Genomic DNA, 12,992 nt, shown 5'->3' with positions numbered 1-12,992 from the left:
ATAGGAAAACGACATGCAGAAATGATTAGTCGTAATACTGAGGCTGAATTGATTGCCTTAGTGGATGTAGCACCAAAAGAGTCCCTGGGAATAGAATCGTATCAGGTGCCTTTCTTTCAGAGTATTGAAGAAATGATTGCTGCAGATTTGGATATTGATGTTGTGAACATTTGCACCCCAAATGGAGTACATGCGTCTCAAAGTATTCAGGCATTGAATAATCGGTATCATGTTGTTTGTGAAAAACCGATGGGGTTATCAAAGGATAGTTGTGAGCAGGTTATTTTCAAAGCACTTCAGGTTTCACGTCATGTCTTTTGCGTTATGCAGAATCGATACTCTCCTCCTTCTGTTTGGATTAAAGACATCATTTCTAGCGGTAAACTTGGAGAGATCTTTATGGTGCAGTTGAATTGCTACTGGAATCGTGATGAGCGTTACTATAAAAAGGAGGGATGGAAAGGACGTCAGGATCTGGATGGCGGAACCTTGTTTACCCAATTTTCACATTTTATAGATATTATGTACTGGTTGTTTGGAGACATAAAAAATATCCAGGGAAAATTTAAAGACTTTACCCATAAAGAACTTACGGATTTTGAAGATTCGGGATTCGTAAGTTTTGAATTTATAAATGGAGGTATGGGGAGTTTAAATTATTCGACAGCTGTTGCAAATCAAAATCTGGAAAGCTCAATTACAATTATCGGTTCGAAAGGAAGTGTCAGGATAGGAGGGCAGTATATGAATGAGGTAGAGATTTGTAATATTGAAGGATATGATATGCCAGAGTTGGCAGCTTCAAACCCTCCTAATGATTATGGTCCTTATAAAGGTTCTGCTGCCAATCACCATTACGTGATTGAAAATGTTGTGGACACACTAAAAGGAAGAACATCTGCTACAACAAATGCCCTGGAGGGATTGAAAGTAGTTGAAATAATAGAACGAATTTATAATATAAGAGATAGACAACATGATTTATAACAAACTACTGAATGGAGAGGCTAAACTGGCTGTTATCGGGCTGGGATATGTTGGTCTGCCAATTGCACTGGAGTTTGCAAAAAAAATTAAGGTTATAGGGTTTGATATTAATGCAAAGCGCGTTGAAATGATGCGGAATAATATTGATCCGAGTAATGAATTGGAAGCTTCAGATTTTGAAGGAGCCGATATTCATTTTACAGCAGACCTGGATGAACTTCGTGAAGCAAACTTTTTTGTAGTTGCTGTTCCGACTCCGATTGATGAGTCAAACCTTCCTAATTTAAGCCCATTGATCTCTGCCAGTACAACAGTAGGAAAGGTGCTTAAGGAAGGGGATTATGTTGTCTTTGAATCTACGGTTTATCCGGGATGTACGGAAGAGGATTGTATTCCGGTATTGGAAGAAGTTTCCGGTTTAAAATTTGAAAGTGATTTTAAGGTAGGTTATTCTCCCGAAAGAATAAATCCGGGAGATAAAGTACATACCCTCCAATCAGTTGTGAAAGTTGTGTCCGGATGTTCTCCGGAGTCATTAGAGGAAATTGCAAAAACATACGAATTAGTTGTGGATGCAGGAGTTCACAGAGCAGCTTCAATTAAAGTAGCTGAGGCAGCGAAGATTATAGAAAATACGCAACGAGATGTGAATATCGCTCTGATTAATGAGCTTTCTATCATATTCAACCGATTAGGAATTAATACGTATGATGTTCTCAATGCTGCGGGTACAAAATGGAATTTCTTAAAATTCCAACCGGGACTTGTCGGAGGGCACTGTATAGGAGTCGATCCTTACTACCTTACACATAAGGCGAAGCAAGCAGGTTATCATGCAAAAGTGATTAATTCGGGGAGGTATGTGAATGATTCGATGGGATTCTACATCGGAAAACAAACCGTCAAGAAGATTATCGCTATGGGGCGTAACATCATGGATGCACGTATACTTGTGATGGGAGCGACGTTTAAGGAAGATGTGAGTGATATCCGTAATTCTAAAGTCATTGACGTCATTAGGGAATTAGAGTCTTTTTCATGTAAAGTAGATGTGGTTGACCCCCATGCATCATCTGAAGAAATGTTAGAGGAGTATGGTGTGTCTATTATGAAAGAACCGGGGAAAGATTACGATGCTGTAATTCTTGCGGTGAATCATAAAGAATACCAGACATATAAAGAAGAAGATTTCAAAGCGTTACTAAAAGAACAAAAAGGTGTTTTTGTTGATGTAAAGGGTATCTATAAGGGTAAAATCAACGATTTAATATACTGGAGTTTATAAGGAGAAGGTTTATAATGCAAAAGAAAAGAATTCTTGTAACAGGAGGAGCCGGATTTATTGGTTCGCATGTTGTCAGGTTGTTTGTTACGACATACCCGGAATATCAGATTGTAAATTTTGATAAGCTGACGTATGCCGGAAATCTTGAAAACCTGAAGGATGTAGAACAAGCTCCCAATTATTCTTTTTTTAAGGGAGATATCAGGAGTACGGAGGATCTTGACCGTGTATTTGAAACCTATGCAATTACGGACGTTATACATCTGGCAGCCGAGTCTCACGTAGACCGATCGATCAGTGGTCCTATGGAATTTGTACTGACAAATGTTGTCGGGACGGTGAATCTTCTGAATGTGGCAAGAAAGTTTTGGGGAGAAGAAGAGGGGCATCGCTTCCACCATGTTTCTACCGATGAGGTATACGGCTCCCTTGACGAAGATGGACTCTTTTCTGAAAAAACACCCTATGATCCGCGGAGTCCTTACTCGGCATCTAAAGCTTCTTCTGATCATTTTGTCAATGCCTATTTTCATACGTATGGTCTACCGGTTGTGCTATCAAATTGTTCCAATAATTATGGTTCTCATCATTTCCCGGAAAAGTTGATTCCGTTGATGATCCACAATATTCAAAACAAAAAGCCATTGCCGGTGTATGGAACCGGAGATAATATTCGGGATTGGTTGTGGGTAGAGGACCATGCAAAAGCTATAGATGTAATTTTTCACAAAGGAAATTCCGGAGAAAAGTACAATATAGGCGGATTGAACGAATGGAAGAATATTGATCTGGTACGTTTCCTTTGTAAGTTGATGGACGAAAAACTTGGGAGGGAAGCAGGTGAATCTGAAAAACTGATCACTTTTGTGAAAGACCGTTCAGGACATGATAAAAGGTATGCAATAGATGCTGATAAGCTAGAAACGGAACTGGGATGGAAACCCTCTATTACATTTGAAGAAGGACTGGAAAAGACAGTAGACTGGTACCTTGAAAATCAGGATTGGATCGAACACATTACGTCCGGGGATTATCAGGATTATTACAGGGAACAATACCAAAACCGTTAATATGGCTCTCTTTGATTGGTTAAAGGGAAAGAGCGGAAAAGTAGCTGATCTGGGAAAGCTTGGGGTTGATGTTCACAGTCATTTACTTCCCGGAATAGATGACGGATCCCGGACAATGGATGAAAGTCTGGGTATGATTCAACAATTCCATTCACTGGGGTATCGAAAGTTGATTACCACACCCCATGTTATGATGGACTTTTATAAGAATACTCCGGAAATTATTACCTCCGGGATGGAAAAAGTGAAGTCGGAAATAACGAAATATGGAATTCCAATCGAATTGGAGGCTGCAGCTGAATATTATTTTGATGAACAACTGATTCCAAAAATAGAAAAAGGGGAGATTCTTATTTTTGGACATAATTACGTGCTGTTTGAGTTTTCTTTTAACCAGGAACCACAAAATATAGAAGCACTGTTGTTTGCTTTTCAAAAACACGGATATCATCCTGTTCTGGCGCATTATGAAAGGTATGGGTACTATGATACGGTGAGGAAAGCAGAGGAATTACGAGAAAGAGGCGTAAAAATACAAATGAACCTGAACTCACTTACGGGACATTATGGTTCAAAGGTCCGGAAACAGGCAGAACATCTTGTTAATCAGAAACTCATTGATTTTGTGGGTTCTGATTGTCATCGCATAGAACATTTGATTTTGCTTGAAAATAACCTTGAAAAATCGTACTTTCATAAAGTATTGGATCTTGATCTGATAAATTACACCTTATGAAAAAACTAATCATACTTACTTTTGGAATACCTTTATTGGTGTCCTGCTCAGAACCCTCTTTTTGTGAATGTGTCAAGAAAACAACTGCTGATCAGTTGGAGTATGAGGGGAAGTGTACTTACCTTAATGAAATGACTCCGGATGAGTTTGATTTGGAAATGGGTAAATGTGAAATGGAACTTATGGATTATCAGTAAGCGATAATCGCTTTGAACGCTTTACGCATTCATAAATAATGCTAATTTTGTCGGGTATATTAATAAGTCGTGAATAGAAAAATAGCAGTAATAGGTGGAGGTAGCTGGGCTACTGCTTTGGTAAAGATTCTTTGTAACAATCTGCCAAAGGTATTTTGGTATATGAGAAATGAAGCTGCCGTAGGCCACTTGTTAAAATACAGACACAACCTGAACTATTTGCAATCCGTTGAGTTTGATCTTGAAAAAGTTGAAATTTCAACCGATCTGATCCAAATTATAGAGCAGGCGGAGATTGTTATTATTGCTACACCTTCTGCTTTTCTTGTTGAATTATTTAAAGATATTCCTGAGCATCTGTTTGATGATAAGATTGTTTTTTCAGCGGTGAAAGGAATTATTCCTGAATACAATGCTATTCCGGCCCGTTTTATACACAAGACATTCGGGACTCCTTACGAGAAGATCGGAATTGTCAGCGGACCATGTCATGCGGAGGAGGTTGCTCTGGAACGACTCTCCTACCTGACTATCGCCTGTCAGTCCGATTCAATTGCAGAAGAACTGGCTGAGATAATGGCGTGTCGATATATCAAGACAACAACTTCTGACGATTTGTTTGGTACTGAACTTTCGGCTGTATTGAAAAATGTATATTCTATTGCTTCGGGAATTTGTTCCGGTTTGGGATATGGTGATAACTTTCAGGCTGTTTTGATAGCAAATGCAATTCAGGAAATCGAAAACTTTATAGATGAGGTCAGTCCGATTCACAGGGATGTTAAGTCTTCGGCTTATCTGGGAGATTTATTAGTTACAGCTTATTCGAAGTTCTCCAGGAACAGGAGTTTCGGATTTATGATCGGGAAAGGGTATTCTGTAAAAACCGCTCAAATGGAGATGGATATGATAGCAGAAGGTTATTATGCCACAAAATCGATTATAGAGATTAATAAAAAGTTTCAGGTGGAAATGCCGATCGTGGAAGCTGTCTACAATATTATTTATCAGAAAATTTCTCCCGTAATTGAAATGCGAATCCTTTCTGACAAGTTGAGCTAACTTTTTGAAATCGTTTTAGGTGTATCTATCGGTTCTTTCTCTACTTTTCGTAACCAGTATATAATTACAAACGTGCCAATTATTCCGGGGATAAACCATCCGATAAATCCGGAAAAAAAACGGTTTACTACTACAAATGCTGTTGTGGCAGAAATATAACCGCCTATCATTTTTCCAAGGTGCAATTTGATCCATTTTTCCCGAATTTTTTCTGGATTTCGGTATAACTTCAAGTCTCGTAAAGCAAAAAAGAACCCTACTCCGGCAAAAGTCGTCAGGACGAGATTAATCTGTCGAAAAAAGATCAAAGGAATAGCAATCATTAAAACTGCAGTTACCAGCATGATGAATGAGATCAGTTTGTCAAACAGGAGTGATACATTTTTCCTTTTGAATCGGGAAGCTCGAAATCCGGTAATAACGAAATAAAGACTGAAAATTCCAACTGCAATTAAAAAAGGACTTTCGTGGTTGGGGAGACTGGCTACGATAATAGCGAGAATCCCTGAGCCAAGCATCGAATAGAAAAAAAAGAGTCCGGCTACTTTATGTAGTTTTTTCCCTTTTCGGGAGGAAAGAGCTATAAGTCCTGAAAGTAAAGAGATGCCACCTAAAAATGCATGTATAAAAATCAGCAGATTAATCAGTTTCTCCATGTATTATTTAAGCGACTAATTTTAACACCTGATCAATGTACAAAAATAAACCGATTAGTAACAGGAAAATTAGCTTTTATAAAAAGAGAAGAGGAATGTTAATTCGCTAACATTCCTCTTCGTGGGTGTGGTCGTATAGGTAAGGGATGACTATTCCTGATATTAGATTTTACTTGCTTTGTAGGTATTCAGTAACTCGTTGCTCATTTTTCAACTTGATACGTTCGATTTCTTCAAGTTTACGTCCACGTTGAGAAGATAAATAGTCCTGAAATACATGACTTAGGTACAACGGTGATGTTGCATTACTTCCGGATTGAAATGTAGGAGAGCTGTGACAGGAAAAACAGTTGGCAAGATTACTTGCACGGATATCACCAATTGATTTTTTAAAGGTTTGAGTGAAAGTTTCCATCGTCACATTAGCGCAATTTAAACTTCCTCTGGCATAACTTCCTTTTTCTGCGTTACTGATGTTATAACCTAAACTATCAATAATATAGGCTTGTCTTTCTGGAGTAGTACCGTCCATGTTTAACCAGATTGATCCGTTGTAAAAATAATAAGACCAAACATCTTTTAGATTTTGTTTTACACAGGAGTTAATTCCCTGAATATTTGCGAAATTTTCAGGTTCATCTTGAGAGGTATTCATAAAACTACCTGAGGGATCTCTTGGAACACCATATTGGAATAAGTCGAAAACCTGATAAGGCGGTGTTCCGTGTTTCGTCGCTGTATCATACAGAATTCCTCCGATTCCCTGAACACTTCCTTTTTTGAATAATAGCTGATTGGAAGCGGAACTTGCAGAGTTTGCTGTCCAGTCGTAGTTAGGAGCAAGGTCATCGTGCTCAAAAGTTGCCCAGATAAACTCAGGATGGTTTTCTACGACCCCGACAACGTGCATTCCCATTAGAGCTACCTTTGTATTTTGGAAGGTCTGACCATTATCGGTAGAAAGGTGTGCTGTTGTAGTAAAATAATTCGCTTGTTTGTCCTCAGGAATAGCATCAACGGGTACCCAGGAAACTTTTAATTCAAAGGACCCCACCGGGAACATGACTGAATTAGAATCTGGAATAACTTTATTGATAATGTCTTTTGCGAACTTAATAGCATGTTTGTACATGATTGGACTCATGTGGATGGAGTAATAAACAGTTTCACTTTTTTGAGACTTATTATAATCCGGATTAGTGGTCAGTACAGCTTGTTTAGATCCGGCTTGTTGCGTATCCTGTAAGACAACAGTGGCTCCTTGTGGAACAGTTATAAGGTCCATTTTAGAAGAAATCTGGTGCACTTTGGATGGATTCAGGAATAAAGGAGTCCCGTTAGTGTCAGGTTTTGTGAGCCATAAAAACTTTTGCCAGGACCATTGGTGAAAAATAGCGTTGGTAGTACTGGAATTAGCAAAAGGGCTTGTATTTCCTTCATTAGGTTCCGGGGTTTGAGAATGAGGAAACCATGAAGGATCAGCCAGACATAATGAATCCGGGCTACTTGTTGTACTGAGGTAGTTGTTTTCGACAATAATCTCTGTTTCCTGTGTTTCTTCAGTAGTACAGCTGGTAAGGAAAAGTGTAGTTGTAAACCCTGCAAAAATCAGGAGGAAGGTTTTCTTTTTCATAGTGTATAAGTGTTAAGATTTTCAGCAAGTTATGAAAAGAAGACCGACAGGTAAAGGGGAAAAATACCTGTTTTTCAGAATCACAGGGTTTTACGGGGAGATATCAGGGGTGTTTTCGGGCTTCTTCCCTGAAGAAGTCTTTCAGTTTATGAGTTCCGTAGCAAGGTGCTTCCATGTCCATTACCATCGTTGTTAGAAAAAATTCAATCGGACCATAGGTTGTGGAACCTGTAAAAGTTCTGACTGTCCATAGTGTCAATTTTCGGATCCAATCCGGGAGGTGAATAATTTTTATCGGTTTTGCATAGGCAGCTAAAGCTAATTCTGCGATTTCATTTTGCGAAAGAAGATCCGGTCCCCCGATGTTGACTTCTCGATCAGGCAAGTGTATTGATGAAACACATACTTTCGCAAGATCTTCTCCGTGAATAGGGTTTAACTTTAGTTTTCCATCTCCAAAAAGGTACACTTTTCCTCGTTTTGCCATTTTCAGGAAGTCCCGCATATCTGAAAAAAAACCATTCGGGCGGATGATACAAAAGTCTAATCCTGACGCAGTGAGATAATCAACAAATTTTTCTTTTGCCTCTCCTATTTTCAAATCCCGGATTTTAGTCCCATTCAGGACGGAGACATAAATGAATTTTTTAACGCCATGTTCCAATGCTTTATTTACAAGGTTAACATTGGCCTGATAATCAACATCCATATAGGTAAGCCCATCTTTTTGCCGTGTAATTCCGATGGTACTAATAACAACATCAATTCCCGAAAATGCATCGGAAATGGTATCGGGATGCGTAACTTCTGCTTCAATAATTTCAGGAGCAGGAGTCGATTCGGGTATTTTGTTTTTGTGCCGAACAATGATTCTGGTGGGATATTCATTTGTTAAAAGTTCTTTGAGAATATAACTTCCCAGATATCCGGTTGCTCCGGCTAATAAGACATTTGGTTTTTTCATCGTTTTTTCTTTCAAAGGTAGAGAGGTTAACAGGGATCTCTCTTGATGATCGTCAAGAACTTCTTTTTTCGAGAACTCTTCTTTTTATTCTGCTCAGGGTTTCCGGAGATACTCCCAGAAAAGAGGCTATGTATTGTTGCGGGACACGATGAAAGAGTTCCCCGTTATTCGCTAAGAGTTCAATATACCGTTCTTCTGCTGACTTTGTTACAAAAGATGCAATGATATTCTGGCATACAATGAGTTCATTTTCAGTCGCGATTCGTGCGATAACTTCAAGTCGGGGAGATATCTCCATTAATCGGCCGATATTGTCTTTACTCAGAATATATAACTCAGTATCTTCTATTGCCTGGTAATTTTCTTTGGCGGGAACTGCATAGGTGAAACTCTCGCCTGCGCAAATAAACTGACCTTCCGTATAGAAAAAAGCCGTTTTATCATTTCCCTCATTGAGATAAAAAAGTCTTACACACCCTTTAGCAACAAAGTAAATTTCACGGGATATTTTTCCTTCTGTAAAGAAAGTTTCATTTCGTTTAAAACAGGACTTGTTGACCAGATTATAAATACTGTCTTTTTCGAATTCTTCCAGTTTTATATATTGCTCAATATGTTGTATCAGTTGATGCATCAGTCACAAGATACATATTCTGGTTTACACGAAAAAATCAGATGAAAAAGACGGTTAACATGAAAATAGCCAAAGTGATTACAGCACTAAAACAGGTATAATATACAGCTCGCTTGCTTAAAGAAAAGTACTGTAAAATTTTGTGAGAAGAAAAAATGATAAGGAGTAAGAGTGTAATAATTAGCTCTATAAAATCAGTTCGTAGATTCTCTTTAAGATCATTAATAGACGGACTTAAAAGTCTATTTAAACCTGAGCCGTCCGTTGTTTGAAAAAGTTCAGGATTGTTATACCAGAATTGAAGTAAATGTATTAGGCTGAGAGCGTAAGTGAAAAAAGTAAGCCACAAGCCGAAACTCCATCCTATCCAACCCCATTTTTTGCGTTGCATAACGAGATAAAGAATAATAGGAGGGATCAACATACCGATATTGAGTAAAAGGATATAATCCCAAAAAAAGAAGGTTGGAGACAGGTTGAAAGTCCCTATAAAAGTGATTAAGTAGCTAAAATAGTAATAGAATGCGTAGAGGGTAAGGAAGTTGATAACTCTCAGTGGGGTTGGGTCAGTAATATTGATTAGACTTCTGGCGCAAGAAGCTATTTCTTCCATGGTAAAATCAGAATCAGGAGTTCTTGATTTTAGCAGTTTGATTTGCTCTTCATTAATTTGTTTTTTTAGAGAATGGACTTCAATTTCGTCTATATTTCTGGATTCGAATTCGGCCTGTGCAGCTTCCACGGCAAGTGGATCATAATCAGCGGGGAATTCAAGTACTCTGATTACTTCAAAATCACTTAGTTTACGGTATATTTCAGTGAAAGGATTTGTATTCATAGGAATGGATTTGAAGGTTGCTAAAATACAGTTTAATTCTTTTTGAGAATGATAGTAGCCAGGATTTAATCCGGATTATTTATGAGTAGATAATTCCTTGTAGTAAACGTAGGTTGTACCTGTGATTTTCAATTGCCTGTTCATGAGTAGCAGGGGGCTGAACCAAGAGTTCAAACAAGTCTTCTTCCTGTAAAAGTAAATTAGCTGCGTCAAGGAGAAAAGTACCTTTTATCGACTTGGAAAAACCAATGGAAACAGAGTCCTGTAGCCAGATCGAAATATCTTTATTAAGTTCATCAATAATTTTTTCGTTCTTGAAGAACAATACTATGAAAACTACTGATGGTATCTGTCATGGCTTGCCAATCAAAATTTTTCAGACGAAAATAATGATGCCCACCTGAAAAGGTATGATTAGCAGTGGTATATTCTTTCCTGTTATTTTTTAAAACAGTAATAAGCTCAGTGTTTGAAGACTGATTACAGGATGTGAAGAAAAGAGTAACTAGAAGAAGTGAAAGTAGATTATTTTTCAAGGGGTTAATTTCAAATCATTCACAGGATTCGCAATATGACTGTTTGATTTTAGAGTTTCGTTGTAGTTGAAAATCATTGAAAAGCCATTCACACCATCTTTCTTTGTCTGCGGAAAGAGCTTTTCTATTCACATCGACAAGCAATTCATTCTCTGTAGTGGTAGTATTTAAAAGGAAAAGATTCTCAGCCAGAATGAATAAACCATCGGTGGAAAGTGTGTTGTTTTTGAAACGAGGAGTTAAGTGGTCAATAGCCATCTTGTACATACTCCAGTTGTTAAAAAACAAAGCCAAACGTACATCGTCTTCCGGAGATATGGAGCGAAGTTTAAAATAATCGGAGATGAAATAAAATGATTTGGAAATATTGACCTGATCATTAATCTGACTGAAGTATTGAATAAAAGCCAGGTGTAGATTCAATATTAGATCATCTTGTATTTTATCCGGGATAAATGCTTCAATTTTTTTAGGGTGAATAACATTAGCGAGACGTTTTGCAGAGATGTCCCAATGATCAATTAAGTGCATACTAATGAGGGAGTGTAAGTGAAGGAGATTGGAACGGGCCTGATCATCCAATTCTTCACTTCGTCCTATCCAACGATGTATAAATCGTGTTACAGCCGGAGGATCAAGATCGTAATTGTAAGATAACAGCGCTGCGTAATTCGTTACCGTTGCGGGATGCCTGATGATAAATTCCTGAATCGGACCTTCAAAGAGAATTGCGGGATTGTATTCCATCGAATTGTACATGTGGTACAACGCCTTGTTTGCAAGCAACACATTTTCTGATGCCATTGCAGTTCTAAGGTTCAGTTCTCCGATCGTGCCTAGTTCAGTATAGTCTGAGAAGATCCCCTGATAATTAATCACAGCTACCGATTTCCGCTGACTGAAGAAAAGAGAATCCCAGGGGAGGGTATTATCACGGGTTTTCAGGAAGGATTTCAGAGAGTCTTTGGTGAGTAGAGCCAAATCGTCCCGTTCAAAATAGTTGAGTTGGAAATTCATTTCCTCCCAGTTTTCTCGTGTTTCAATAGTGAGGGCATCAGAAGGGATTTTAAGATGCGTATTCAGGTGTTTTTGAATATAATCAGCTCTTGAGGTATGTAGCTTTTCATTATGAGGAGTGTCTCCTTCAACTGAACTGTATGTATTGATTTTAACCGAATGAATACTTTCGGTATGTTCCTGAAGATTAGGATGGCTCGAGGAATAAGTTTTATTGGTTTTAAAATGATAAGGTAGAACTTCTGAACGAATAATACCTTCTTGTAATAATTGAGTGGAGGGCACGTCATTGCTAAAAGGTTCTATCCATTGCAAGGGGTAACTATCTCTACTGATTTTTACCGGGACGGCATATTTACAAGCTTTTCCATCCTTTATCAGTACTAATGACGGGCTAAGCTCATATGGCTGAAGACCGGGAGGAATATGGCCGACTTTTGTGATAAGACGATGGTCTCCTTCAGCTCTGTTATTACTTAGCAGTTGGTCAGAATAATAGGGCCGCAGAAGTATTCCGTCATAAATGGGATTCGCATCAAGAGTATTAGGACTTCCACACGCAACCTGACTTTGGGAAATAAGATCAATTGCAATTCCGTCGTTTTCGTTGGGAAATATTTTTTTGAATTGCTCTTTGTTGTTATAATACAGGATAACCTCATCCCCCTCAATAGAAAGACAATTTCCCAGGTTCATGATGAGGTTGGAATACGACTCAAATTCTTTATCACAATCCTTAGGCGCCTTTTTAATTCCAAAGGCATCGGCAGATAGTTGATCGGGGACAGTATATCCTTTTTTACCCAATACATGTGTAGCATATACAATTTGTTTCTTTAAATCGACGGTGAAACCAAAATCTCCGTGGGTGTATTCGGTGTTTATCATGTTGGCATAATGTCCCGGAGAGTCCTTCCAGCTTCTGAACATTTCGTTAGCCAGCGCTTTAATTTTACTTTTGTTGAGAGGAAATGATTGAGGACTGGAGTAGAGAATATTTTCACCTACCATTTCAAAATTATCTCCTTTGAATACACTTACACGGTTTTTTGGGGTAGCATATTTTGATCGTCTTTGGGTGTGACTGAGAATATTGTTTTTAACCATATAGTCACTATGGTTTTTAGCTGCTTTTTGTAAGGTGTCATTGAATTGAAGGGGAGCTTTACCCAAGTCTGTACGTAATGTATTAATAAGCAAGGATAATTCTTTTCTAAGTAAAGTTTCATCCTTATCCGAAAGTTGTGAAAAGCTATAGTAAGAGGATAATAAAAGTAAAATGAAAACGATTTGTTTAACCATGACTAAATGAATTGCTCCAAAATTAGATTATTTTGTTTCAAGAATGTCTTTTTTCAAGAAAGTAACATACATTAA

At 38.1% G+C, this 12,992-nt stretch carries 13 protein-coding genes; 6 read left to right on the top strand and 7 right to left on the bottom strand.

The genetic code is table 11. From position 1 onward, the window contains the following. The 6 genes from AC4PL9_RS05820 to AC4PL9_RS05795 form a co-directional block, all read left to right on the top strand. The coding region (locus AC4PL9_RS05820) for a Gfo/Idh/MocA family protein (RefSeq protein ID WP_491603831.1) at positions 1 to 987 on the top strand (987 nt) is incomplete at its 5' end. Then, on the top strand, positions 977 to 2,272 hold the full coding sequence (locus tag AC4PL9_RS05815; protein WP_491603830.1) for a nucleotide sugar dehydrogenase: 1,296 nt from the start codon (positions 977 to 979) through the stop codon (positions 2,270 to 2,272). The genes AC4PL9_RS05820 and AC4PL9_RS05815, both read left to right, overlap by 11 nt. A gap of 14 nt (positions 2,273 to 2,286) precedes the next feature. Beyond that, a complete protein-coding gene (gene rfbB, locus AC4PL9_RS05810; RefSeq protein ID WP_491603829.1) occupies positions 2,287 to 3,342 on the top strand; it encodes a dTDP-glucose 4,6-dehydratase in 1,056 nt (351 codons plus the stop codon). A 1-nt stretch (position 3,343) separates the two neighbouring features. After that, positions 3,344 to 4,078, top strand: coding sequence for a tyrosine-protein phosphatase (locus AC4PL9_RS05805; RefSeq protein WP_491603828.1), 735 nt, complete (start codon positions 3,344 to 3,346; stop codon positions 4,076 to 4,078). Then, on the top strand, positions 4,075 to 4,275 hold the full coding sequence (locus AC4PL9_RS05800) for a hypothetical protein (RefSeq protein WP_491603827.1): 201 nt from the start codon (positions 4,075 to 4,077) through the stop codon (positions 4,273 to 4,275). Before AC4PL9_RS05805 ends, AC4PL9_RS05800 begins: the two co-directional genes overlap by 4 nt. Before the next feature lie 69 nt (positions 4,276 to 4,344). Beyond that, complete coding sequence (locus AC4PL9_RS05795) at positions 4,345 to 5,337, top strand: NAD(P)H-dependent glycerol-3-phosphate dehydrogenase (protein WP_491603826.1); 993 nt, start codon at positions 4,345 to 4,347, stop codon at positions 5,335 to 5,337. Here AC4PL9_RS05795 and AC4PL9_RS05790 read toward each other — a convergent pair. From AC4PL9_RS05790 to AC4PL9_RS05760, 7 genes are all read right to left on the bottom strand, one after another. Next, the gene (locus tag AC4PL9_RS05790) at positions 5,334 to 5,993 is read right to left on the bottom strand and encodes a DUF2306 domain-containing protein (RefSeq protein ID WP_491603825.1); all 660 of its coding nucleotides are present in this window, start codon (positions 5,991 to 5,993) and stop codon (positions 5,334 to 5,336) included. The genes AC4PL9_RS05795 and AC4PL9_RS05790 overlap by 4 nt on opposite strands. 169 nt (positions 5,994 to 6,162) lie before the next feature. Then, positions 6,163 to 7,626, bottom strand: a complete 1,464-nt coding sequence (locus AC4PL9_RS05785; RefSeq protein ID WP_491603824.1) for a hypothetical protein — start codon at positions 7,624 to 7,626, stop codon at positions 6,163 to 6,165. Positions 7,627 to 7,729: 103 nt separating this feature from the next. Further along, the gene (locus tag AC4PL9_RS05780; protein WP_491603823.1) at positions 7,730 to 8,590 is read right to left on the bottom strand and encodes an SDR family oxidoreductase; all 861 of its coding nucleotides are present in this window, start codon (positions 8,588 to 8,590) and stop codon (positions 7,730 to 7,732) included. Between the two features lie 52 nt (positions 8,591 to 8,642). Further along, a complete protein-coding gene (locus AC4PL9_RS05775; protein ID WP_491603822.1) occupies positions 8,643 to 9,224 on the bottom strand; it encodes a Crp/Fnr family transcriptional regulator in 582 nt (193 codons plus the stop codon). A gap of 37 nt (positions 9,225 to 9,261) precedes the next feature. Continuing rightward, a complete protein-coding gene (locus AC4PL9_RS05770; protein WP_491603821.1) occupies positions 9,262 to 10,062 on the bottom strand; it encodes a hypothetical protein in 801 nt (266 codons plus the stop codon). A 79-nt stretch (positions 10,063 to 10,141) separates the two neighbouring features. Continuing rightward, the gene (locus AC4PL9_RS05765) at positions 10,142 to 10,387 is read right to left on the bottom strand and encodes a hypothetical protein (RefSeq protein ID WP_491603820.1); all 246 of its coding nucleotides are present in this window, start codon (positions 10,385 to 10,387) and stop codon (positions 10,142 to 10,144) included. 226 nt (positions 10,388 to 10,613) lie between these two features. Then, on the bottom strand, positions 10,614 to 12,917 hold the full coding sequence (locus tag AC4PL9_RS05760) for a CAP domain-containing protein (protein WP_491603819.1): 2,304 nt from the start codon (positions 12,915 to 12,917) through the stop codon (positions 10,614 to 10,616). Positions 12,918 to 12,992: the final 75 nt, after the last annotated feature.

This window comes from Wandonia sp. (genome assembly GCF_984588085.1).
Note: the sequence above shows the minus strand (reverse complement) of the source record. Positions and strands in the feature narration are given on the sequence as shown.

Excerpts from the sequence above, each read along its gene's own strand:
- AC4PL9_RS05815 (WP_491603830.1), top strand. The coding sequence starts at position 977 with ATGATTTATAACAAACTACTGAATGGAGAGGCTAAACTGGCTGTTATC.
- rfbB (WP_491603829.1), top strand. The coding sequence starts at position 2,287 with ATGCAAAAGAAAAGAATTCTTGTAACAGGAGGAGCCGGATTTATTGGT.
- AC4PL9_RS05805 (WP_491603828.1), top strand. The coding sequence starts at position 3,344 with ATGGCTCTCTTTGATTGGTTAAAGGGAAAGAGCGGAAAAGTAGCTGAT.
- AC4PL9_RS05800 (WP_491603827.1), top strand. The coding sequence starts at position 4,075 with ATGAAAAAACTAATCATACTTACTTTTGGAATACCTTTATTGGTGTCC.
- AC4PL9_RS05790 (WP_491603825.1), bottom strand. The coding sequence starts at position 5,993 with ATGGAGAAACTGATTAATCTGCTGATTTTTATACATGCATTTTTAGGT.
- AC4PL9_RS05785 (WP_491603824.1), bottom strand. The coding sequence starts at position 7,626 with ATGAAAAAGAAAACCTTCCTCCTGATTTTTGCAGGGTTTACAACTACA.
- AC4PL9_RS05780 (WP_491603823.1), bottom strand. The coding sequence starts at position 8,590 with ATGAAAAAACCAAATGTCTTATTAGCCGGAGCAACCGGATATCTGGGA.
- AC4PL9_RS05775 (WP_491603822.1), bottom strand. The coding sequence starts at position 9,224 with ATGCATCAACTGATACAACATATTGAGCAATATATAAAACTGGAAGAA.
- AC4PL9_RS05770 (WP_491603821.1), bottom strand. The coding sequence starts at position 10,062 with ATGAATACAAATCCTTTCACTGAAATATACCGTAAACTAAGTGATTTT.
- AC4PL9_RS05760 (WP_491603819.1), bottom strand. The coding sequence starts at position 12,917 with ATGGTTAAACAAATCGTTTTCATTTTACTTTTATTATCCTCTTACTAT.